Annotated in this window: 18 protein-coding genes and 1 tRNA gene; 13 read left to right on the top strand and 6 right to left on the bottom strand. The window is 42.8% G+C overall.

The genetic code is table 11. The features are described from left to right. The first annotated feature begins 62 nt into the window (after positions 1 to 62). From AC1XUD_RS09905 to AC1XUD_RS09890, 4 genes are all read left to right on the top strand, one after another. Positions 63 to 133 (top strand) — tRNA-Gln (locus AC1XUD_RS09905). A gap of 365 nt (positions 134 to 498) precedes the next feature. Further along, positions 499 to 1,104 carry a TetR/AcrR family transcriptional regulator gene (locus AC1XUD_RS09900; RefSeq protein ID WP_483360824.1) on the top strand — a complete coding sequence of 202 codons (606 nt, stop codon included), beginning with the start codon at positions 499 to 501 and terminating at the stop codon, positions 1,102 to 1,104. 129 nt (positions 1,105 to 1,233) lie between these two features. Next, a complete protein-coding gene (locus tag AC1XUD_RS09895) occupies positions 1,234 to 2,739 on the top strand; it encodes a lipopolysaccharide biosynthesis protein (protein WP_483360823.1) in 1,506 nt (501 codons plus the stop codon). 456 nt (positions 2,740 to 3,195) lie between these two features. Further along, positions 3,196 to 4,728, top strand: coding sequence for a lipopolysaccharide biosynthesis protein (locus tag AC1XUD_RS09890; RefSeq protein WP_483360822.1), 1,533 nt, complete (start codon positions 3,196 to 3,198; stop codon positions 4,726 to 4,728). Here AC1XUD_RS09890 and AC1XUD_RS09885 read toward each other — a convergent pair. Continuing rightward, positions 4,725 to 5,471, bottom strand: coding sequence for an ABC transporter ATP-binding protein (locus tag AC1XUD_RS09885; protein WP_483360821.1), 747 nt, complete (start codon positions 5,469 to 5,471; stop codon positions 4,725 to 4,727). The two genes, AC1XUD_RS09890 and AC1XUD_RS09885, sit on opposite strands and share 4 nt — an antisense overlap. Before the next feature lie 11 nt (positions 5,472 to 5,482). Beyond that, positions 5,483 to 6,211, bottom strand: coding sequence for an MlaE family ABC transporter permease (locus AC1XUD_RS09880; protein WP_483360820.1), 729 nt, complete (start codon positions 6,209 to 6,211; stop codon positions 5,483 to 5,485). Positions 6,212 to 6,272: 61 nt separating this feature from the next. On the opposite strand from AC1XUD_RS09880, the gene AC1XUD_RS09875 reads away from it, so the two are divergent. The 3 genes from AC1XUD_RS09875 (at position 6,273) to AC1XUD_RS09865 (ending at position 8,785) form a co-directional block, all read left to right on the top strand. Beyond that, a complete protein-coding gene (locus tag AC1XUD_RS09875; RefSeq protein ID WP_483360819.1) occupies positions 6,273 to 6,983 on the top strand; it encodes an SDR family oxidoreductase in 711 nt (236 codons plus the stop codon). Between the two features lie 76 nt (positions 6,984 to 7,059). Next, positions 7,060 to 7,968: an ROK family protein gene (locus AC1XUD_RS09870; RefSeq protein WP_483360818.1), complete on the top strand. Its 909-nt coding sequence runs from the start codon at positions 7,060 to 7,062 to the stop codon at positions 7,966 to 7,968. A 106-nt stretch (positions 7,969 to 8,074) separates the two neighbouring features. Further along, positions 8,075 to 8,785, top strand: coding sequence for a glycosyltransferase family 2 protein (locus AC1XUD_RS09865; protein ID WP_483360817.1), 711 nt, complete (start codon positions 8,075 to 8,077; stop codon positions 8,783 to 8,785). Between the two features lie 77 nt (positions 8,786 to 8,862). On the opposite strand, the gene rnr is transcribed toward AC1XUD_RS09865, so the two are convergent. The 4 genes from rnr to lipB form a co-directional block, all read right to left on the bottom strand. After that, positions 8,863 to 11,187, bottom strand: coding sequence for a ribonuclease R (gene rnr, locus AC1XUD_RS09860; protein WP_483360816.1), 2,325 nt, complete (start codon positions 11,185 to 11,187; stop codon positions 8,863 to 8,865). Between the two features lie 207 nt (positions 11,188 to 11,394). After that, entirely contained in the window at positions 11,395 to 12,129 is a 735-nt protein-coding gene (locus AC1XUD_RS09855; RefSeq protein ID WP_483360815.1) for a 3'-5' exonuclease, read from the bottom strand. A gap of 152 nt (positions 12,130 to 12,281) precedes the next feature. Further along, the gene (locus AC1XUD_RS09850) at positions 12,282 to 12,701 is read right to left on the bottom strand and encodes a hypothetical protein (RefSeq protein WP_483360814.1); all 420 of its coding nucleotides are present in this window, start codon (positions 12,699 to 12,701) and stop codon (positions 12,282 to 12,284) included. A gap of 10 nt (positions 12,702 to 12,711) precedes the next feature. After that, positions 12,712 to 13,425, bottom strand: a complete 714-nt coding sequence (gene lipB, locus AC1XUD_RS09845; RefSeq protein ID WP_483360813.1) for a lipoyl(octanoyl) transferase LipB — start codon at positions 13,423 to 13,425, stop codon at positions 12,712 to 12,714. 129 nt (positions 13,426 to 13,554) lie between these two features. Here lipB and AC1XUD_RS09840 point away from each other — a divergent pair, with 129 nt between their 5' ends. From AC1XUD_RS09840 to AC1XUD_RS09815, 6 genes are all read left to right on the top strand, one after another. After that, positions 13,555 to 13,911, top strand: coding sequence for a YraN family protein (locus AC1XUD_RS09840; protein WP_483360812.1), 357 nt, complete (start codon positions 13,555 to 13,557; stop codon positions 13,909 to 13,911). A 73-nt stretch (positions 13,912 to 13,984) separates the two neighbouring features. Beyond that, positions 13,985 to 14,848: a sugar phosphate isomerase/epimerase family protein gene (locus AC1XUD_RS09835; protein WP_483360811.1), complete on the top strand. Its 864-nt coding sequence runs from the start codon at positions 13,985 to 13,987 to the stop codon at positions 14,846 to 14,848. Between the two features lie 33 nt (positions 14,849 to 14,881). Further along, the gene (locus tag AC1XUD_RS09830; RefSeq protein ID WP_483360810.1) at positions 14,882 to 17,806 is read left to right on the top strand and encodes a PVC-type heme-binding CxxCH protein; all 2,925 of its coding nucleotides are present in this window, start codon (positions 14,882 to 14,884) and stop codon (positions 17,804 to 17,806) included. 638 nt (positions 17,807 to 18,444) lie between these two features. Next, entirely contained in the window at positions 18,445 to 21,201 is a 2,757-nt protein-coding gene (locus AC1XUD_RS09825; RefSeq protein ID WP_483360809.1) for a DUF1553 domain-containing protein, read from the top strand. A 100-nt stretch (positions 21,202 to 21,301) separates the two neighbouring features. After that, on the top strand, positions 21,302 to 22,777 hold the full coding sequence (locus AC1XUD_RS09820) for a DUF1501 domain-containing protein (protein WP_483360808.1): 1,476 nt from the start codon (positions 21,302 to 21,304) through the stop codon (positions 22,775 to 22,777). Between the two features lie 38 nt (positions 22,778 to 22,815). After that, on the top strand, positions 22,816 to 24,294 hold the full coding sequence (locus AC1XUD_RS09815) for a c-type cytochrome domain-containing protein (protein ID WP_483360807.1): 1,479 nt from the start codon (positions 22,816 to 22,818) through the stop codon (positions 24,292 to 24,294). Positions 24,295 to 24,392: the final 98 nt, after the last annotated feature.

Here is a 24,392-nt window from a genome sequence, read left to right as displayed (position 1 = left end):
TTTCGCCGAAAGCTTGACAACAATTAATTCTTCTATTACTTTTGCACCACTATTTACGGTTTTGGCCGATGGTGTAATGGTAACACAGGACATTTTGGTTGTCTTATTCAGGGTTCGAGTCCTTGTCGGCCAACAGTAACTTAAAAGAGCTCAAATTTGAGCTCTTTTTTTGTGTTTTTTCAGGCCATAAATTTCGTAAGACCCTCTCCCGTCAAAAGAAAAAATAGTGATATCTTAAATGGAAACATTCTGAATATCTTCCTAAACCAGACATTCGAGCTACGCTTAAAAACACACCAAAATCCATTCCTATTAGCTGTATCAGGCACTTTTGGCAGTTCAAACATCACTTGAACCGGCGCTTTTCAGCCTTGTAAAAAGTTATTTCTAATTTGGAGTAACATTTCCGGCGTTTTTGGTTACATAACTTTTAGATTTTGTATTATTTCTCCAAACGAAATACTACATTTACTAATATTTAACCTAAACAAAATCCAGATGAAAGTTGAGAAAGTTAAAAAACGTGACCGAGAACGAACTAAGGGTAAGATCCTGAAAGCTGTCGGAGAAGTGATCGAAAAGTACGGGACTGAGAAGGTCGGTGTGAACCTGATCGCCAGAACCGCTGGCGTTAATAAAGTATTGATATACAGATACTTCGAAAGCATTGATGGCCTAATGGAACAATACGTCAAATCGGGAGAATATGCAACTCCAACAGGCGATGAATTTATCGATAATCTGGAATACGTGGAGGAAGGAAACCGAAGAAAGGTTCTGACCAATATCATTCTCACTTTTCTGCACGACCTACGTGAAAGAAAGGCCACGAGAGATTTATTACGATGGGAAATCGGGACAGGTAAATCGATGCTCTCTGACGCCAGAAACAACGTTGTTACAAGAATTTTGTCAAAAATTGGGGAAATACCCAATCTTGAAGACACTCCTGCTCTGGTCTCATTTTTAACCGGAGGCATTTACTATCTCACCATCTCCGCAGATTACAGAGAATCTGTTGCAGACCTCAATTTACAGACAGAAGATGGCTGGAACAGGATTGAAAATGTCATCGAGAAAATTATATATGATACAGGCAGATAACCCTTAAAATCATTCCTCAAATCCCTCATAAGTTACTTTATGAGGGATTTTTTTGTGAATTAGAAAATAAATAAGAGACTTCTTAACATCTTTGCTCGCTGGAATCGACATCCATTTCAAAATACATTTATGAGTACATTAAAGAAGCTGGCAAGCGAAACCGCCATTTACGGAATAAGTACGATGCTTGGCCGCTTCCTAAACTACTTATTAGTTCCTCTTTATACCAAGCTCTTTCTCCCCGACCAACTTGCGGTTCAAGTGCAACTTTATAGCTACGCAGGTATGTCGCTGGTGCTTTATACCTTTGGAATGGAAACTGCCTTTTTCCGGTTTGCTCGAAACGAAGCAGATCGAAAGCAATATTTTAATATCATATTGTCCGCAGTGATATTGGTCAGTTGTATTTGTTCGGGTCTGATTTTTGGCTTCTCGGACCAGGTTGCGTCTTTGATAGAATATCCGGAAAACAGCAGACTTGTTCAGTGGTTTGCAATCATTATGGCTACCGATGCCATAGTTTCCATTCCATTTGCAAAACTTCGACTCGAGGGCAAAGGAAAAAAATTTGTGATAATTAGGGTTTCTAACATCTTATTGAACATCGGTTTCAATCTATTCTTCCTGATCGTCTGCAGGGATATATATTCTGAAAAATACCTTACCTTTTTTAAACCGGCCGTCGACCTTTTCTATTTTCCGCAATATGCTGCCGATTACATTGTCCTGGCAAATTTGATATCGAACATATGGTTCTTCTGGATGCTGAGAAAAGAGCTCGCCGGATTCAAATTTGTTTTCAATATGCAGATATTCAAGCCTGTATGGGTTTATGCGTTTCCAATTATGATTATGAATGTAGCGGGTGTGTTGAATATGCTGTATGACCGAGCTGTGATGCAATATCTGCTTCCACCTCATTTTTACCCCAGCCGAACCACGAAAGAAGCCATTGGTATATATGGACAATGCTCCAAATTATCCATATTCATGAACCTGGCAATCCAGGCTTTTAAATATGCAGCAGAGCCATTCTTTTTTTCAAAGGGGGAGGACAAAAACGCACCGAATGTATTTGCAAGAATTATGAAGTATTTTATAATTATCTGTACCTTGATGTGGGTCGGTATCAGTATTAATCTGGACCTGCTGGCTGAGCTTTTCCTAAAACGCGCCATATATCATGAGGGCTTACCGATTGTGCCGTGGCAGTTGGCCGGCTTCCTTTTCTTAGGAATCTACTATAATCTGGCGACCTGGTTTAAACTTACAGATAAAACTCAATATGGAACTTACCTGACTTTGACGGGTGCGATAACCACAATTCTGGTAAGCTACTTTCTTGTTTCTCACCTCGGCTATCTGGGGTTTGCTATTGCCTTTGCAGTTTCGGGCCTAATTATGATGACGCTGTGTTATCTTTTCGGACAAAAATTCTACCCCGTACCATACGATGTTAAATCAGCAGTTGGATATATCTCCATCGGTGCCTTAATTATCTATTTATCTGCCTTATTCAAAATCGAGCATCTGGGAGTATCCATAGCAGTTCACGCACTGGTATTTGCAGTGATTTGTTTTGTAACTTTTTTAGTTGAAAAAAGAAATCTTCCTGGATTCGGCAGAATGAAATAAATATTCCCCTGCTTTTATGAAATGAGTTACTTTTAAAATGGAGGATCCCCAGAAGACAAAGACGCCCCCTTTAACACAATTTGCCTCCGTGAGAGGATCGAAAGAAATACTTTAACGCCTTTATTTCCGTTCAATAGCGTGGTGGTTTGATTTGTCATCAAGGAGTCGGCATATAATCAGTTCTTATACTAATATTCATTTTCGAGAGAAAATAGTTGACGCTCTCTCTTCAATAATATAAAATAGTATAATTTTGTATAAGTAGTTACATAACTGGTGCGACATATGTAGCTTCAGCTTTTCTCTTAACGCAACCCACCTATGCAATGGACGAACCGAACACCATTGTCGCTTCCAAAAAAGTAACATCCAAAGGTTAGATTACTAATATTCAGAGTCGAATTACTTTTTTAGCTTACCTCGTCTAATGAAAGTTTATAAAGTTTTGTCAGTTTCATGAGTTCAATAAGAAAATTGGCCAGTGATACGGTTATTTACGGAGTAAGCACAATATTAGGTCGCTTCCTGAATTACTTCCTGGTCCCGTTACATACAAGCCTATTTTTTCCTGATCAGCTTGCACCACAAGTTCAACTATACGTATACGCAGCCGTTTCGTATACACTTTTACCGTTGGGATTAGAAACTGCCTTTTTTCGTTTTGCAGTAAAGGAAAATGATCAGAAGCAGTATTACAATCTTATATTGTCAGCAGTAATATTAATGAGCTTGTTATGCTCAGCCCCTGTTTTCTTTTTTTCCGAGGAAATTGCGCAATTTATTCAATACCCGCAATCAGGGCTATTGGTAAAATGGTTTGCGCTGATCATGGCATTCCAGGGTATTTCTACAATCCCCTCCGCTAAAATAAGACTTGAAGGACGGGGCAAAGCATTTGCACGGATTGCAGTGATCAACATTGTCACTAATATCCTTTTGAATCTCTTTTTTCTGATATTTTGCAGAGACATAAATGCGGGTAAATATTTATCATTTCTCAAACCGTTGGTCGATTTATTCTATTTTCCTGAATATGCACCCAACTATATAATTCTTTCCACGCTGTTGGGTAGCATTTTTTGCTTATTTCTGCTTCGAAAGGAATTTTCAGAATTTCGTTTCGCTTTTAATAATCAGCTGTTCAAGCCCGTTTGGGTTTATGCATTTCCCGTTCTGATCGTGAATTTGGCCGGCGTACTGAGCACCCTTTACGACAGGGCAGTTATGCAATTTCTCCTTCCACAAAACTTCTATCCAGGCCGAACAACAAAGGAAGCAATTGGGATTTATGGGGTATGCTCTCAGCTGGCAGGTTTTATGAACATGGCAATTCAGGCATTCAAATATGCTGCTGAACCCTTTTTCTTTTCAAAAGGAATAGATAAGAATGCTCCGGAAGTCTTTGCCCGTATCATGAAATACTTCATTATTGTTTGCTGCATCATGTGGGTGGGAGTCAGTCTCAATCTGGATATACTTGCCAGACTTTTTCTGCGTCAGGAAATATATCATGAGGGGCTATCTATCGTCCCGTGGCAACTGGCTGGCTTTCTCTTTTTGGGAGTATATTACAATTTGACGACCTGGTTCAAACTAAGTGACAAAACGCAGTACGGCACTTACTTCGCCATTCTGGGAATTTTTACAACGTTGGTAGCGAGTTATCTCCTTGTTCCCGTTTTTGGATATCTTGGCTTCGCTTCGGCCTTCGCTTTATCCGGCTTCTTGATGATGGCCGCTTGTTATATTATTGGTCAAAAATACTTTTATATACCTTACCACCTTACGTCTGCGGTGGCTTATATGCTTTCGGCAGGCACAATAATCTATCTTTCTTCATTAGTAAAATTCGAGAACATAACCACCTCCGTCACTATTCATGTTGCAGAAATATCCCTCTTTATTGGCTTTACCCTTGCCGTGGAGAGAAAAGCTTTGATGTCATTCCTGACAAGACCAAAAACGCCAGAACTGGAACACACCTCCTAACCCTCCATTTCCCTCAACAACTTGTTTGAGAAGAGGAATTCTTTCAACTCAGGTACAGTCGTTTTGGTAATGGTGCCATTACTTCCCTCCCAAAGCATATCTCCCTGGTAAAGAAAAATAATATTTTGCCCAATCTCCATCACTGAATTCATATCGTGGGTAATAATGACAGTGGTAATTTGATATTCCTCTGTAATTTCGTTGATCAGTTCATCGATCTTCACCGATGTGAGAGGATCAAGTCCTGAGTTTGGTTCGTCGCAAAACAGGTAACTAGGGTTCATTACGATAGCTCGTGCAATTCCCACGCGTTTCTTCATACCACCGCTTATCTCTGACGGCATCCGTTTTGCCGCAGCTTCCAATCCAACGCGCTGAAGGCAGAAGGCTACGCGGTCTGCTTTTTCGCTGGGAGACTGATCTGTTAGCATATCGAGTGGAAATCTTACGTTTTGTTCAACGGTTTTCGAGTCAAATAATGCTCCTCCCTGAAATAAAACGCCCATTTCCCTCCTGATCGATTGCTGAACGTCTTTATCGCTGTTGTAGAAGTCACGGCCGTCATATAGCACATGGCCTTGATCAGGTTTCACCAGACCGATCATACATTTTAAAAGTACACTCTTCCCAGTTCCACTACCGCCAATGATCAAATTTGTCTGCCCCTTCTCGAAACGACTCGAAATACCCTTTAAAACAACTTTTTCATGAAAAGACTTGGCAATACCCTGTATTTCAATCATCTGAATTTGAATTATAATAACAACTGCGCCAACAGGTAGTCTGCTACCAGAATAGCTATGCAACTATTGGTTACCGCTTGGGTACTTGATTTTCCCACCTCCAATGCGCCTCCGGTTGTAAAGAACCCTTGGAAAGACGATATAGAGGCGATCAGAAACCCAAAGACGAAGGGTTTTATACACATGAAAAAGATGTTATACGGAACAAATGAATCTCTGATACCATACAAAAAGTCTCTCTCTGTGATCACGCCTGTCAACGTTCCTGCAAGATATCCTCCGAAGATCCCCAAAAACGCTGAAAAAATGACCAGCATTGGAAATGTAAACATAGCCGCAAGAATTTTTGGCAACACGAGATAGGAAGTCGAATTGATACCCATTACCTCCAGCGCATCGATCTGCTCCGTAATCCGCATGGTGCCCAATTCGCTGGCAATGTTTGAACCAACTTTCCCGGACAAAACGATGCAGGTAATGGTGGGAGCCAGCTCTAATATGGTCATATCCCGAACAATCAACGCGACCGTTGATACAGGGATAATTGGGCTAACCAGGTTATACGCAGTCTGAATACACGATACGGCTCCGATGAAGGTAGAAACGATTGCTACAATGAATATTGAACTTACGCCAATTCCGACGCTTTCCTCCATAAATCGCTTCCAATAGACGGATAACTTCTCCCCTTTGCCAAACAGGCTGCCTAAAAAAATGAAGTATTTCCCTATTACAGACATAATATCTTAATTGTAATCAATATTTTCGGGAAAATTAGGCAAAAAAACAAGCAAATAGAAAATGAATCCATTACTGATTATAACCGGTGGCACAAAAGGAATAGGTAAAGCGTTGATCGAAAAGTTTATGGCCAATGGTTTTGATATCATAACATGTTCCCGAAATGAAGAGGATCTAAAAAATTTATCGACGGAAATGAATGCAAAATTTCCTTCGAATAATCTCCGATATTTAACCGCAGACCTTTCACTCAGAGCCGATGTTAACAACTTTTTGGAATTTATTAAATCAAAAAATTACCAGACAGAGGTATTGATTAACAATACCGGCGTATTTATGCCAGGACAGATTCATAATGAGGAAGATGGCGTGTTGGAAAAAACCATTGAAACTAATTTATATAGCGCATATCACCTCACTCGCGGCCTGTTACCGGAAATGATGACAGCAAAGCGAGGGCACATATTTACCATTTGTTCTACGGCAAGTATCATTGCATATCCTAACGGCGGTTCCTATTGTATTTCCAAATTCGCACTTTTAGGAATGACAAAAGTGCTTCGTGAAGAATTAAAGAAATATCAGATCAAAGTAACCGCTATTCTTCCCGGAGCTACGTATACAGAAAGCTGGAAGGGTACGGATTTGCCTGAAGAAAGATTTATGAGTTCAGAAGATATTGCAGAAACAATATGGTCGGCATATAAACTTTCGCCAAGAGCGGTGGTTGAGGAAATTTTAATAAGGCCTCAGCTAGGAGATTTAGAATAATTTATAAACAATTACGCAATTTTACTATCTTGCCACATTTTTAAATTTATTTATAAACCCAGTATTTTATTTTTCAATGGAACAATACCTCGGTATAGACGTGGGCGGTACAAACGTAAAAATGGGAATCGTTGACGCCACGGATGGTAGAATCTCTAATTTTTATAGCCACGACACCGCTAGCTGGCGCAGTTCAGGCCACTTCATCGACCGCTTAGGAGACGCAATAGCACTTCAATTAGTCAGTTATCCGGAAGTTAAACGAGTAGGTATTGGCGTTCCAGGGCTAATTTCCCGCGATAGAACTACTTTAATTGAAATTACTGCCATTCCGGAAATCGACGGTATAACAATCGTTCCGGATTTGAAAAAAAGATTCCCAACTCACGATTTTTACCTGGAAAATGACGCCAACGCGGCCGCTTTGGGTGAGTACTATTTTGGAGAAGATAAGCTTCCTGAGGACTATATTTTTGTGACATTAGGTACCGGTATTGGTGGCGCAGCCATCATTGACAAGAAGGTATTTAAAGGAGGTGGCGGAAATGCCATGGAGCCTGGGCACGTGCCTTCTAAAAATGGTAAAGTATTGGAAAGAAACATTGGTAAGAAAGAATTGCTGGATATGGCCATTACCATGCGTTCACAATATACCGGTGAAACTCAGCTTCCGTCTGACGGAACAATTTCGACGACAGGTCTTGTGGCAGCTGCTTCCAGTGGCGACGAATTGGCAAAACAAATTTTCTTTGAAATGGGATATCTGTTAGGCGAAGGGTTGGTTTCTATGATCAGAATTCTTGATATCACAACCATTCTGATCGGGGGCGGAATTTCGGCATCGTTCGAGTTCATTATGCCGGCGATCAACGATAGGTTCAACTATTGGCTTACTCCGTATTATCTAAAAACAATTAACATCAAACGTGCAACCCTGGCAAACGACGCCGGACTTCTGGGTGCTGCATCTTTATGTTTTGAATAAAATTTGCTATTGAATATACACAACGTTTTGAAATGCATTACGTCAGACAACCGGATTCAAGGTATTGAGTCCAATGTGCGTCGATATACGTATGTAAAAATGAAAGATGAGGTTATCCATTATAATACCTGCATATAACGAGGAAAAAACCATTTGGAAGGTTCTGGAGAAACTGAAGGCAGTAGACCTAATTGGCGGTTTTCAAAAAGAATTAGTGGTAGTTAATGATTGCTCAACAGACAATACCGAGGCTGTTGTGAAACGATTTATGGACGAAAATTCGTCGCTCGTTATCAGTTATTCTCGTCATGAATATAACCAGGGAAAGGGCGCGGCCCTGCACACGGGCATAAAAAAAGCCAATGGAGACTTTATAATTGTTCAGGATGCTGATCTGGAATATGATCCTCAAGAATTTAATATCCTACTGAAACCTGTTGTGGAAGGTTATGCAGACGTCGTCTATGGCTCCCGGTTCATGGGGGGCAGGCCACATCGCATCCTTTTCTTCTGGCATACGATCGGCAATAAATTCCTGACATTTTTAAGCAACATGTTCTCCAATCTGAACTTAACGGATATGGAAACGTGCTATAAACTTTTCAGGGCTGATATTTTGAAAAGACTGGAGTTAAAAGAAAAAAGGTTTGGCTTCGAACCCGAAGTGACCGCGAAAGTCTCGAAAGTGCCTAAAATTCGAATATATGAAGTTGGAATTTCGTATTACGGCAGAACCTATGAAGAAGGAAAAAAAATCAACTGGAAGGATGGTTTCCGTGCCATATATTGCATTCTACGCTATGGAATAGGCGACTAAAACCATTTAGTCATTTAATATTCAGCATGTAATCGCAAGTTCATTAAAATGACCTGGTCGATTACACGCTGATTTTTTTATTTACGGCGCCTTTTTGCTTTCGGAGCTGCCGTAGGCTTTCCTGTTCGTGGATACGATTTTTTGGGAGGACGGCTGTCAAAGTTTCTTTGACTCATCCTGCCAGGCGTACTACCCGCCAGATACAAATCCATACTTCTTCTCGCAAGATTTGTGTCTTTTACTTTCACTTTTACCTGATCGCCAAATGAATAGATCTTTTTGGTTTTCTGACCAACGATCCGGTAATTTTCCTTTTCCAGTTCATAGTAATCGTCGCCAAGGTCGGTCATCCGGATCAAGCCTTCCGAAGCAGTTTCAGTGATTTCAACAAAAATCCCAAATTCTGTAACGCCGGTGATGATACCATCAAACTCCCTGTCTTTGTCCATCATGGTCATATATTCGACCTGCTTGTATTTAATGGACGCACGCTCGGCTTCGGATGCCTGCCGCTCGCGTTCGGAAGAATGTTTGCAAGCCTCCTCATATGCTTCTTTATCCACAGATTTTCCACTATCCAGATAGTGTTGCAGTAATCTATGAGCCATCACATCAGGATACCGTCTGATCGGTGAAGTAAAGTGTGAATATCGTTTAAAAGCCAAACCAAAGTGGCCCAAATCTGCCACGCTATACCGCGCTTTCGCCATGGTTCTCACCGCGAGTTGTTCAATGAGGTTTTGCTCTGGTTTCCCTTCCACCTCTTTCAACATACTATTCATCGATTTAGCGATCTCGCTTTCCTCTTCGACTTCAAGCTTATGTCCTAATTTCGCGACGAAATTGGCAAATGTTTTCAAACGGTCCGGATCCGGGGCTTCGTGGATACGATATACCATCGTATTTTTTTCCTCCCCTTTCTTCATTCCATATACAAACTCCGCAACCCGCTTGTTTGCTAAAAGCATAAACTCTTCGATCAGTTTATGCGAATCGTGGCGTTCCTTTTGATATATCCCCAGTGGCTTTCCATTTTCATCGAGCTTGAAGCGAACTTCCGGGGTTTCGAAATTGATGGCGCCATTTTTAAACCGTTCTTTTCGGAAAATCTTCGCCAGATTATTCAAATCGGTGAGTTCCTTCGGAAAATCTCCCTCTCCGGAATCTAGCACCTGCTGCGCTTCCTCGTACGAAAACCGACGATCTGAGTAGATAACCGTTCGGCCAAACCACTCTTTCAGAAGCTTACCTTTTGGTGAAATTTCAAAAATCGCAGAAAAAGCCAGGCGATCCTCATGCGGTCGCAGCGAGCAAAGGTTATTGGACAGTTTTTCAGGCAGCATTGGCACAGTCCTGTCGACCAGGTATACTGATGTGGCCCGTCTATATGCTTCTTTTTCAAGTTCAGTGTTTGGCTTCACATAATGAGAGACGTCGGCAATATGCACGCCAACCTCCACATTACCTTCTTCCAGATATCTCAGCGAAAGCGCATCATCGAAGTCCTTTGCGTCCACCGGGTCGATCGTAAAAGTCAGAATATCACGGATATCCCTCCGATTTTCTATTTCCTTTTGAGAAATTTTATCCGAAATTTTTTGAGCCTCAGCTTCTACCTCCTCAGGGAAATGATATGGCAAACCGAACTCGGCAAGAATCGCATGCATTTCCACATCATTGTCTCCTGCTTTACCCAGCACGGTTATCAGTTCTCCCTCTGCCTGGCTCCTGCGCGTTGGCCAGGTTGTTACCTTCACGATTACTTTGTCGCCGGTTTGAGCATCCTTTAACCCATCCACTTCAAGGTATATCGGATCAAAAAGCTTTTTACTGTCAGGATTGACAATCGCAAAGCGCGGGTTAATTTCTATTACCCCAACGATTTCTTCGCTTTTTCTCTCTACAATTTCAGTAACCCTGCCTTCGGTTCGCTTTTTTGCACCATCGCCCCCAAATCTGCTCCCCAGATTTTTAGTCAGCTGCTGAACTTTGACTATATCGCCATCCCAAGCATTGGCAAGCAGTTCATTATCAACATATATATCGTCTTCCCTTCCCTCAACGACAACAAAGGCAAACGATTTATTCACACGATCAACTCTTCCGGTGACCGTTGTTTCAAGCGTTGTTCCTTTTGCCGCAGAGTATGTGCCGTCCTGGTTGAAGATAATACGACCAGCCTCTTCAAGCTCCGTGATAATTTCGTTGAATAACTGCCGAACCTTGCGGTCCTCCACGCCAAACTGATCGTGGACGTCAAATGGCCGGAAAGAGTGTTCTCCGTTCAGATCAAAAAAAGCAGCGATATCTGCTTTCAGTTCATCCACGGAAGATAAAATATTGTGTGGCTTCCTAGCCACTTTTGTATTTCTATGTTCTTTATTAATTTTTTTCTTTTTCATTTTATAATAATAGGGTGCCTAATTACGACACCAAAATTCCTTCGATTTAATTATTGATACTTAATGTAGGCAGGAAGATATGATTTGCCAAAAACTTATGGATATTAACCCAAAATCATACCGTTGCGGTAAAAGGAGAATTTAACGTGTTGGCTATTCTTATCGGTGGGCTACTCCGATTCAAAAGAATTCGCATCGATGATATATTTACTCCACTCTCAAAATATTCTCAGGCAAAACTGTCGGTATACTATTCAGTTTCAGATATAATTGGCTCAACACAACTACGTCTTCGCGACAGTATCTGCATATCTTTTCCAAATCCTTTTCCTCATAGTAAACTCGGGAAACCTGATCGCCGCTCATTTCATTTTTACTTCCGGGAATATCAAAAACAGCAGCAAGCAAATCGAGGGAGGTATAACTTTTATAATCGCCGAATTTCCACATATCCATTGTGTCCTGATGCAGAATCTCCCATGGCTTTTTCCCCATAATCTGCAGTGCGCGGGGAATTTCAATTCCGTGAATCAACATTCTTCTGCACAAAAATGGAAAGTCAAACTCTTTACCGTTATGTGCGCAAAGCGTTAATTCTGACGAGGGATATCTTTCAACTAATCCTTTAAAATCCAGAAGCAGCTGCCTCTCATCATCTCCGGAAAGCGATTTAACTTTGAAACACATTTCCTCGTCTTCATTCCAGAAATAGCCGCCAAAGGCGATACACACCACTTTCCCAAACTCGGAATAAATAGCTCCGCGTTCGTAAAACAAATCGGAACTTGACACATTACCTTCTCCTTTTGACAGATTCACTGCTTTCTTGTCCCAAAGCTTTTGCATCCTTTCCGGCAACTCGGTATATGTAGCAAATGAAGATACTGTCTCTATATCAAGTAAAAGGAAATTTTTAGCTTTTCGGCGAAACTCATCATTCATGGTGTGTATAGACGTTTAAACAATTTCGAACGAAAGGTCCAAAGCACTGACTATTTAAACGCAATGGACGCAAAAGGTCTCGCAAAGGACGCCAGGGTTCAGTCCCGCCTATATTCGCTCATTCACCAATTCACTCATTCAAAACCTCCCAGCTACTGATGCAACACTCCCTCCATTCCCAGCGGCGCAATTTCCATCACGTTATCTTCAACTATGCTATCGGGAACGAATATGAATTTTTTATCATATATCTGATTTCCAACAAAATAGCTGATCCAATATTCATTATACAAATGAAAAACTTCCGGCATAATCGGCTCAACCACGACGTGATCACCAGCCGCTATCTCCTGAAAAAAATGACGTAACGTGGAAGTTTTTTGATCCGTATTGGTACCTGATTCGGAATTACCATACCCCTTAGAAGTGATAAAAACATTCGTAATCGTCTCGAGTTTCCGATTGAGCAACACAACCTGCCAGCTATCTTCGGTAGCCTCAGACTCCCTTTTATTTCTGACTATAGCAACATGCACCCCTTCAACGGGATGAAATATAATATCTTTTTTCATCTTCTAAATCTTACCACTTCATCTGGAACAGGTCAGCCAGATGGATTTTTAATCGCTCAGCAACATCCTTCATGGGTACCTCCTGACCTAGTTCAGTCGCCATAGATGTTACTGCTTTATCCTGAATACCACAAGGTACAATATTCCCGAAAAAACTCAAATCGGTGTTGACGTTCAACGCGAAACCGTGCATAGTAACCCATCGGCTCGATTTTACACCCATTGCACAAATTTTCCTTGGGTTCGGTTTATCTTCATAGCCGAGCCAAACGCCTGTCAGACCTGCAATTCTGCCAGCATCTATCTGATAATCAGCCAGTGTCAAAATTACCGCTTCTTCCATGAACCGCATATACTTATGAATATCGGTGAAGAAATTATCAAGATCCAGAATGGGATATCCTACCAGTTGACCGGGTCCGTGATAGGTGATATCTCCTCCGCGATTGATCTTATAAAATTTAGCCTGTTTGGCACTCAAATCTGCTTCGTCTAGCAAAAGGTGATCCAACTTTCCGCTCTTTCCCAAGGTGTAAACATGCGGATGTTCGCAAAAGAGCAGGTAATTTGGTGTTGGTTTTAATTCATTTTCGGGCAAACTCCGATTATTGGTTTTAACCAAAAGTGTATCCGCAAAAAGTGATTCCTGATAGTCCCATGCTTCCTGATAATCAATCAGCCCCAAATCCTGGAAAGCTACCCTTTTATTAATAACCGTATTCATATTCAAAATCTGCTTCGGAAAGCAATGTATATCAAAAAGTTAGGCTTTGCTGTAACATATTTGCATCAAGCACGTCTGAAACATCAAATCACCTATCGTGTAACAACACTTTACCCTAAAATTGTTCTTATGGCGGCAAATAACCAAACTGGTACGTGGGGAGAAGACAAGGCTTGCGCTTTTCTGATTGAAAATGGCTACGAAATTCTTAAAAGAAATTACCGTTACAAGTTCGCTGAAATTGACCTCATTGCGAGGATAAATAAAACCTTAACTTTTATTGAAGTCAAGACGCGAAGTGGAACTGGATTCGGAATGCCGGAGGAGTTTGTCAGCTCGACAAAAGCGAAGTTGATTATGAAAGCTGCCGAAAACTATATCTTCACCTCTGACTGGCAGCATGATATCAGATTTGATGTTATTTCCATTCTCATTTTACCAAATGGCCAGCTAAATTTCCGGCATATTCAGGACGCATTCTATTAAAGTAAAACGGTTATAAGTATAATAACAGGGAGAAGAGGTTTAAAGAATAGAAGAATATTCCTTTGGCCGTTATATGAACCTCCAGTCCGTTAGTCGTCGGGAAGCTTTGCAAAAGTGCTCAGCACTTTTGGGACTTCCGTTTATCAACTTTCCAGATTTTATTCGAAATGCCAGATACATAGGTGCTTGTGACTGGTCGCTCGGTGCTACGATGAATCCGAAGGCTTTTGATGTGGCTAAGCAAATTGGCTTGGATGGCGTTCAGGTGAGTTACAATACCGGTTCTGATGAAAAAGGTTTATCTGTAAAAGATACAATTGATGGAATTGCCAACGCTTCTAAAACGAAGGGAATCAAAATATCCAGCCTGGCGATAGGCGAATTGAACCGCACACCATATAAATCTCAAAATAAAACTGCGGAATGGGTCTGGAACGCTGTAAATGCGGCCAAAACTTTGAATGCGCCTGTCATTCTCCTGGCTTTCTTTTCGGATGGAGATTTGAGAAATGACCCGGCGGGGGTAAAGGAAGTCATTCGGAAACTGAAAGAAGTAGCGCCCCACGCAGAAAAGCAGGGGATAACGCTCGGAATTGAGTCTTACCTCAGTGCAGAACAGCATATCGAAATAATCGAGTCAGTAGGCTCACCCGCCATCAAAGTTTATTATGATTTTCGGAACGCGGCCGACGCTGGCCACGATATTTTCCGGGAAATACCTTTGCTCGGCAAAAAGTTGATTTGCGAATTACATATGAAAGAAAATGGCCAGAGGCTGGGAGAAGGGACTTTGGACTGGCCCCGGATTGCACGGTCAGTTGAGGAAATCGGATATGAAGGATGGATGCAGATTGAATGGGCGAGTCCGAAAGGAGTGGATATAGTGGAATGCTACCGCCACAATCTTCAATATCTGAAAAACACATTTTCCGTATAGTTCAACGTTGACGAAGGATTAACTTATAAACATATGTTTCTGACTAACAATACTTTACGTCTCAACCAGCCATTAAAGTCTGTTTTCCTACTTGTTGTTCCTGCCTTCTTTTTTGGATATCTGATATTCCAGGCGGAAAGGGCTCAAAACCCTGAGACTCCACGTCAGTCAGGTATTGTGTTAAGATCAGAAACTGATACTTCCCGTTTATATGTACCTGACGATCTGGAAGCTACGCTTTGGGCGGAGTCTCCGGACTTTTACAATCCGACAAATATGGATATAGATGCCAGGGGAAGAGTCTGGATCACCGAAGCTGTTAATTACCGTGATTTTAATACAAAACCCAATGAACGGTTGACGCACAAATCCAAGGGTGACCGAATTATGATATTGGAAGATCAGGATGGAGATGGAAAAGCGGAGACGTCAAAGGTTTTTGTAGAGGATAGTTCACTGACCGCACCCCTCGGGATCGCGGTAATTGGCAATAAAGTCATTGTTTCATGTGCCCCAAATTTGATCGTATATACCGACACCAACGGCGACGACAAACCCGATAAAAAAGAAATTTTGCTTACAGGCTTTGGTGGTTTCGACCATGATCATTCACTGCATTCACTGGTCACTGGTCCCGACGGACGATATTACTTCAATACTGGAAATGCAGGTCCTCATAATGTGACCGATAAAGCCGGCTGGACGCTGCGAAGCGGAAGCTTATATACCGGAGGAACGCCATATAACAAAGAAAATCACGGAAATCAGAAATCTGACGACGGCCGGGTTTGGGTTGGTGGGCTTGCTTTACGAATCAACCCGGATGGAACGGGCCTAAAAGTTTTGGGACATAATTTCCGGAATAGTTATGAAACCTGCCTCGATAGCTATGGCAATATGTGGCAAAATGATAATGACGATCAAGTGATTACGTGCAGGGTTTCGTTTCTTCCTGAGAATGGCAACGCAGGCTATTTTTCTGCGGACGGAACGCGATACTGGCAAGCCGATCGTCGACCTGGTCAGGATATATTTACCACCCACTGGCATCAGGAAGATCCGGGAGTGATGCCAGCCGGTGATAATACCGGGGCCGGATCGCCGACGGGTATTGTTTTTTATGAAGGAGATCAGCTGGGGCCAAATTACCGGGGAACATTGTTAAGTTGTGAGGCGGGTAGAAATGTCATCTTTGCATATCAACCTCAAAAACAAGGTGCTGGTTTTAAACTGCAGCGTCGAGATTTAATCAGCTCATTTCCACAAGCTTCAGAGCGATATGAGTGGTACGAAACTGACGGGGATACCAGAAAATGGTTTCGGCCTTCCGATATTTCTGTCGGTCCGGATGGCGCACTTTATATAGCCGACTGGTACGATCCTATCGTGGGAGGTCATGGAATGAAGGACAAAAAGGGATATGGAAGAATTTTTAGAATCACGCCCAAGGGCACTCAACTTACAACCCCAAAATTAGATCTTAAAACGAAAGCCGGGCTGGTCGAAGCCCTAAAGAACCCCGCCGTGAATGTACGGGCGCTGGCTTTCGATGGACTCAGGCAGCTGGGTGACAGCGTATTGCCTGAGATCAAAACACTGCTAACAGCCAGCAATCCATATTTTCAGGCGAGGGCCATATGGCTTTTGCCACAGCTCGGCCCAGAAGGAAAAGATGCTGCCGTTAGTTTGCTCAATTCCCTGAACTCCTACCAGCGACTGACTGCCTTCAGAGCACTTCGCGCCATCGATGCGGAAAAACCATTTTTACTTCAAATGTCAAAAGATCAGGATCCGGCCGTTCGACGAGAAGTGGGTATTGCGCTTCGGGATATTCCCTTTGAACAAGCAGTGCCAGCCATTAAAAATCTGATTGCACTTTATGATGGCAAAGACCCGTGGATGCTGGAGGCGATCGGAACAGCAAGTAGCGGCAAAGAGAAGGAAGTATATCAGCTTGTAAAGGCGGGTGATGTATCAGCTCCCGACAAATGGAGTGAAAAGCGATCAAATTTAACCTGGCGGCTTCATCCTGATATGGCCGTGGCAGAACTTAAAGTTAGAGCTGGAATGGAAACGGTGTCTATTGCTGATCGCCGGAAAACATTGACCGCTTTAGGATTCATCAATACCCGCGAGGCTGTCGACGCGATGATCGCTCTTTCAAAATCCAAACTACCCGATGTTTCATCACTCGCCGCGTGGTGGCTAAATTTCCGGAAAACCAATGACTGGGCAGATTTGGCAAATTGGGAGGAAGAAATGGCTGTTGTTATCACGCCGGAATACAAAAAAATGCTGGAGCTCAAAAAGACTGTGACAGATAAAAATACCAGTATTCCTGAACGCATATCAGCAGCCCAGAAAATGGCAGAAGATAAAAACGGCGGCAATATTCTGCTCGATATGCGAGTACAAGGTCAGGTTCCTGACACCATTGCAAAGTCTGTAAGCGAAACGATGTTCAAAAATCCTGATCAAAATGTCAGAGTACTAGCCAGTCAATTTTTCCCCAGGGAAGGTAAAATGCTCAAAACTGACTTCATCGCTCGCATGCAGGGAAGTGCTCAAAATGGCGAAAAGCTGTTTAAAACCAATTGCGCGTCCTGTCACAAACATGGTGAAGCGGGAGCAGATGTAGGCCCCGATTTAACAGCAATCCAGAAAAAATTTGATAAGGCCGGCCTACTTGATGCGATTGTCAATCCTTCCGCCAGTATGGTATTTGGATATGAGGCATATACGATTACTACGAAGAAAGGCGATACGTTTTTTGGCTTCCTGCTCAGCGATGGAGCCAATGTTGTTTTGAAAGACGTGGCTGGAATTAAGCACACCATCAAGGCGGATCAAATAAAAACTAGAGAAAAAATGGCAAAGTCGCTCATGCCCGAACCAACGGCACTAGGCTTGACCGAACAGAATCTTGCAGATATTTCCGGATACCTTCTCAGCTTTTAATGCCGATTTTCCAAGAAATCAATCCGTTATGCTTAAGTTCTGCTTTATGGCGCCTCAAGCGCTTCCCGGAATTGAAATATCTTTTTGTCAGGCTATTTTCACGAATCGCTTATCCATATTTTTCTCCATCATTATTTTAAAATCCTCCATTGTATTGGGGGATTCATTTCTTCAATTTTGTCATTATTCCCAGACGTAATTTTCGACGTGTTCGAGATATGACATATCGTACAGAGGTCGGGGGCGAGATTTAAGTATTTTTTGAGAAATCATGACTTTCGGATAAGGATATGATCCGAACTCAGGAGTGTTGGTTGAACGGTTTCATAGGGTAATGAAGAATTCAACCAGCTTCTTCGTTTCTTAATGCTAATCCTATTTGGCAGTTAATATTGTACCTAACTTTATCAACTAATCATTGGCCTTTTCGACAAGAAAATAGGAATTTTGAAAGATTTTTATCTTCATCGAAATGCTAAAAAAGTCAATAATTGTGTTATTAACCTGTGCGAATACTACGTATATCAATCACAATTTTGATTTCAAAAAACCATTTGAGCATATATAAGACAACTGTTTATCAGTAATTTACATCTTGATTCGTTATTATTGAAATACTATTTCCTATTCCCACTGAAATGTTAAAAGTAGTTATATATAGTACCACAGCCTTAGTAATTCTTCTTTCCGCATATTTTTGGTCTGGAGGGTTAGGGCACAAGGTGGACTACAATGCGGAAGTTAAGCCCATATTGAACAAACACTGCATGGGTTGTCACGGAGGCGTGAAACAGGCTGGCAATGTGAGTTTTCTCTTTGAGGAAGATATGCTTAAACCCGGCAAGTCCGGGAAAATTCCTGTGGTGAGAGGGGACGCTGATGCCAGTGAAATGATTCGTCGTATTGAAAGTGAAGATCCCGAGGAGAAAATGCCAAAAAACAGCACTCCGCTCTCAAAGGACGAGGTTCAAATATTAAAAAAATGGATCAATGAAGGTGCGGAATGGAAGCAACATTGGTCATATACAGCGATTAAAAAACCGGCTGTTCCATCTTTCCGAAACTTTTCCAATCTATTTGGCTTGCTGGACAACGAGGATTCCAAATGGCCAAAAAATGAGATCGATAATTTTGTACTCGAAAAATTAAAGGACAAAAATCTCTCCCCATCGCCGGAAGCTGACAAGGCTACTTTGATCAGAAGAGTAAGTCTTGATCTCACCGGGCTACCGCCAACCGAAAAAGAAGTAGCTGATTTTCAAAAAGATACTTCTCCAAATGCATATGAAAAGGTAGTTGACAGACTATTAAAATCTCCTTCATATGGCGAAAAATGGACGTCCATGTGGATGGACCTGGCGCGATATGCCGATACAAAAGGATATGAAAGCGACGGCGGTAGATCCATGTGGAGATATCGCGATTACGTTGTAAAATCTTTCAATGAAGACAAACCGTTCAATCGTTTTACCATCGAACAGCTCAGCGGCGATTTACTTCCCGCCGAAAAGGACGGCTTTCCTTCAAAAGAAAACATCATAGCGACTGGCTTTCACCGAAATACGATGACCAATAATGAAGGCGGAACGGACGACGAAGAATTTCGTACGGCTGCCTTAATAGACAGAGTCAATACAACCTGGGAAGTTTGGCAGGGCACTACTTTTGGCTGTATTCAATGCCACAGCCATCCATATGACCCCATCAAGCACGATGATTATTACAAATACATGGCTTTTTTCAACAATACGCGTGATGAAGACGTGTGGGACGAATGGCCTAAAATGCGGTTCTATAAAGGTGATGATTCGCTGAAAGTAGAAGAAATCAAATCCTGGGTCAAAAAACACGATTCAAAACTGGTTCCAGAGTTCACCCAGTTTATGAATGTGATGGAGCCAAAGATCAACGCGCATAATTTTGAAAAAGGCGACCAGTCTACGGTGCTTGTCATATCTTATTATGGGGTTAAGGATAAAGGAAATGCAAAAATTCCGCAAGTCAATTTGACCGGAAAAGGACAGTTAGTGATGAATATTGCAACCCGCGCTGAAAAAGCTGAAATCACTTTTCATCTGGACAAAAAAGATGGGGAAATTCTGGCGAAAACCGTGGTTCCTACGAAAGATTCCGTTCTTGTCCTCCCGATATCAGAAGTTCAGGGTAAGCACGATATATACTTGACTTTATCAAGCCCGAAAACCCCTGAAGAATGGGTTCGGATTACCTGGATCGCGTTTCAGAAATCACTACCGGGCTCGCAAGATCCTGAATATCAAAAAATTGTAACTGATTACGCAACCGTTCTTGCTCATTATCCCGAGAGTATGCCAGTTTTATGGGAAGGGAAGGACGACTATGCAAGAAAAACAAACGTCTTCGTTCGGGGGAATTGGATGGTTAAAGGCAATGAGGTAAAAGCCGATGTTCCTGAGATGTTGCCTGATTTTCCAAAAGAATACTCCCGCGACCGGCTTGGACTTGCCAAATGGATCGTCAGCCGTGATAACCCGCTCACTTCCCGCGTGATCGTCAATCGTTTTTGGGAGCAGTTATTCGGAAAAGGCATTGTGGAAACTGTCGAAGATTTTGGCTCTCAAGGCGCAGAACCTACGCACCGGGAGTTGCTTGACTGGCTCGCGGTAACTTTCATGGATGACTACAAATGGAGTGTCAAATCACTTTTGAAAGAGATTGTGATGTCATCTACTTACCGACAAAGCTCTAAGACTGATAAAGAGAAACAGGAAAAAGATCCTTTCAATTACTGGATATCCCGTGGGCCACGTGTGAGATTAAGCGCAGAACAAGTGAGGGATCAGGCGCTGGCATGCAGTGGATTGCTTTCGAAAAAAATGTTTGGCCCAAGCGTGATGCCACCGCAACCGGATAAAATCTGGCAATCTCCGTATAGTGGTGAAAAATGGGTGTTAAGCGAAGGCGAAGACAGATATCGCCGGGGAGTGTATACCTACTGGAAACGCACTGCACCATATCCATCGATGATGACTTTTGACGCACCGACCAGAGAATTCTGCCAATCGCGACGGATATTGACAAATACCCCTTTACAGGCATTAGTTACGCTCAATGACCCTGTTTATCTGGAAGCCGCGCAGAGTTTGGCTACAAAGATGCAGAAAAGTGCAAAAACACCGGAAGCCCAGCTGAAAGAGGGATATCGAATGCTCACTTTCCAACCAATTGAGCAAAAAAGTCTGAATGTTTTACTCAAGATATATAAACAGGCTTTACAAACATATAAAACCCAGCCAAGTGAAGTGGACAGCATTTTGCCATATCAGGGTCAGACCGCAAAATCTCCCGAACTGGCGGCATTGACGGTTTCAGCGAATGTTTTGTTGAATTTGGATAATGTGGTTACTAAGGAATAAGGGAGGAAAAGGAGGAGGGAGGAAAGGGGGGACAGGTTGACGGTTAAGGAAAAAATGGGTGTGGGGATTTATCAAGTATCGAAATGGCGAATTGATTGATATGGAAAAGCTATTAAAAGAACTACAACATGCGGATTTGCAGCGTCAGACGAGGCGTCATTTTCTGCAGTCGGCTGGTTTTGGATTGGGTGCGCTTGGGCTTGGCTCTTTGCTTAACTCTTGCGGATCGGCGGACGCCAAGACCGCTGAAGCTGCTGGCGCGCTGACCGATAAAATCCCGCAGTTTGCCCCAAAGGCGAAAAGGGTAATCTATATCCATATGGCAGGTGCGCCTTCTCAGCTGGAACTCTTTGATTATAAGCCTGAACTGCAAAAATACGACGGGAAAGATTGTCCTGCCGAATTGCTGGAGGGGAAAAAGTTTGCCTTTATTCAAGGGGTTCCCAAAATGTTGGGACCACGAAGCAAGTTTGCTCAATATGGTCAATCAGGTGCGTGGATGTCGGATTATGTACCTCATTTGCAGAAAGTTGCGGACGAAATTACTTTCCTCAAAGCAATGCATACCGATCAGTTTAACCACGCACCCGCTCAATTGCTTATGCATACCGGTAGTGCGCGATTAGGTAGGCCCAGTTTAGGTGCATGGACGGTATATGGATTGGGTTCCGAAAATCAGAATCTGCCTGGCTTCATCGTGCTGGCGTCAGGTGGTCAACAACCGGATGCAGGGAAAAGTGTATATGGAAGTGGCTTCTTACCATCTGTATATCAGGGAGTTCAATGCCGGACAGGAGGAGATCCCGTTCTATATGTATCTGATCCGAATGGTATGAACCGCAATATGCGGAAGCAAACAATCGAAGCCATCAACGAGATCAACCGTGTTACCTATGAAGACGTAAAAGATCCGGAGATATTAACACGTATCAGCCAATATGAAATGGCGTTCCGGATGCAAATGTCGGTGCCGGAGGTAATGGATGTTTCGAAAGAGCCTCAGTTTATATTGGATATGTACGGTGTAAAACCGGGCGATGGTACGTTCGCAATGAACTGCCTGCTTGCGCGCAAACTGGTTGAAAATGACGTCCGCTTCGTACAGCTATTCGACTGGGGATGGGACGGCCACGGAACATCCGCCGACCATAATGTGGAAGGAGGTTTGAGACATAAATGTCTGGAATCCGACCGGCCGATTGCGGCGTTGATCCAGGATCTGAAAATGAGAGGATTATTGGAAGAAACGCTGATCGTCTGGGGAGCTGAATTTGGAAGAACTCCGATGCAGGAAAATCGTAACGGCCTCGTGATGCCATTCATGGGTCGCGATCACCATCTCGAAGCGTTCACAATGTGGATGGCTGGAGGCGGTGTAAAACAGGGATATGTTCATGGAGAAACTGACGATATAGGCTATTACGGTGTAAAAGATCGCGTTCATGTTCACGATCTTCAGGCAACAATCCTGCATCTGATGGGTTTTAACCATGAAAAATTCACCTATCCGTTCCAGGGAAGAAATTTCCGGCTGACTGACACCGAGGGCAAAGTCATAAACCAGGTTGTAGCCTGATATACATATTAATAAAGTTCTCCGCATAACTGTTTCATATGGGTTTTATTTTATTGCAAGCCTCCAGCTGGGCATTTTTTATCGGCCGTTTTCACCCGCTTATCGTTCACCTACCCATTGGTTTTCTGCTTATCGCGGTACTTCTGGAAATCGGGAGACGAACCGGTAAAATTGGCGTTTCGGAATCCACCATCAGTTTTATCCTGTTTTGGGCGGCGGTTGGAGCCACCTTTGCCTGTATTGCGGGGTACCTGCTCTCGTTGGGAGGAGGATATGATGCAGAATTGCTGGAGGATCACCAATGGGCCGGTATTGGTGTCGCAGCATTTGCGTGGGTAGCGTGGCTGGCCAAATCCGATTTTTCAGATAAAATCCCGTTTGCTCCCTTACTCTATCTCCCTTCTTTTGCGCTGGCAACTGTTTTTCTTTTATCTGCCGGGCACGATGGAGGCTCGTTGACACATGGGGAAGAATTCTTGACTCAATATACCCCGGAGCCTTTTCGGAGCATAGCAGGAATGCCTCCTTTGGAACAGGAATCTACCGAAATAAAACCCATTGCTAATATCGATGAAGCCGTTGTATATCAGGATATTGTACAACCTATTTTAAAAAATAAATGTACCCAGTGCCATAATGCCTCCAAGCAAAAAGGAGATTTACGGTTAGATGAACTCGCGTTAATCGCGAAAGGCGGAAAAAACGGACCTGCTTTTGTTGCCGGGAAAGGTGCCGAAAGTGATATGATTAAGAGGTGCCTGTTGCCCGAAGGCGATGACGACCATATGCCTCCGAAAGGCAAACCCCAGCTTTCCTCAGATCAGGTCTCGCTTATTTCCTGGTGGATCGATCAAGGAGCACCGGCCGACAAAAAGGTATCTGAGCTGAAAGCTCCTGACCAGCTTAAACCTGCATTGGCCAAACTTTCCGGCCCGCAGAATGAAGGTGGAACAGCCGCCGCGTCTGTTTTAGATGGATTGACGGTTTCGCAGCCGGATGCCAAGTTGATTGAAGGGCTTAAAAACGCTGGCCTGATAGTAAATCGCCTTTCCGCAGATAAGAACTTATTGGAAGTGAGTGCGGTAAACGCTCCAAATTTTGACGATAAACAAGTTGCTTTACTACTTCCGCTGGCTGATCAGATCGTTTGGCTTAAAGTAGGTAAAACAAAAATCTCGGATCAGGGGATGAAAGAAATTTCCAAACTAAAAAACCTTAATAAGCTTCATATCGAACATACGCTTATTACCGACGCTGGCCTGCTGCCTTTGAAAGGTTTATCAAGACTAGAATATCTCAACGTGGTCGATACCAAAGTTACAGATACAGGTTTGAAAAATATCTTAGGATCCAAAAATCTGAAGTCTGTGTATGTCTGGGAATCCGGTGTATCAGAAACTGGGGCGGCAGAACTTCGGAAAGCACATCCGAATGTCAAGATCGTTGGCGGCCTGGACTCCGCTTCGGCAGCGATCTTTGCCAGAGTGGATACTTTGATTACTGAAAAACGGAAATAGAAATTAAGGGAGTGTGTGATATACATGCGCCCGAGGTGATTAAAAACGACGAGTCCCAACTAAACACTAATCGCTAACAGCTAAAAGCTAAATGAACC

The sequence above is a fragment of the Dyadobacter sp. HNCC25DJ184 genome (genome assembly GCF_056895215.1).
Note: the sequence above shows the minus strand (reverse complement) of the source record. Positions and strands in the feature narration are given on the sequence as shown.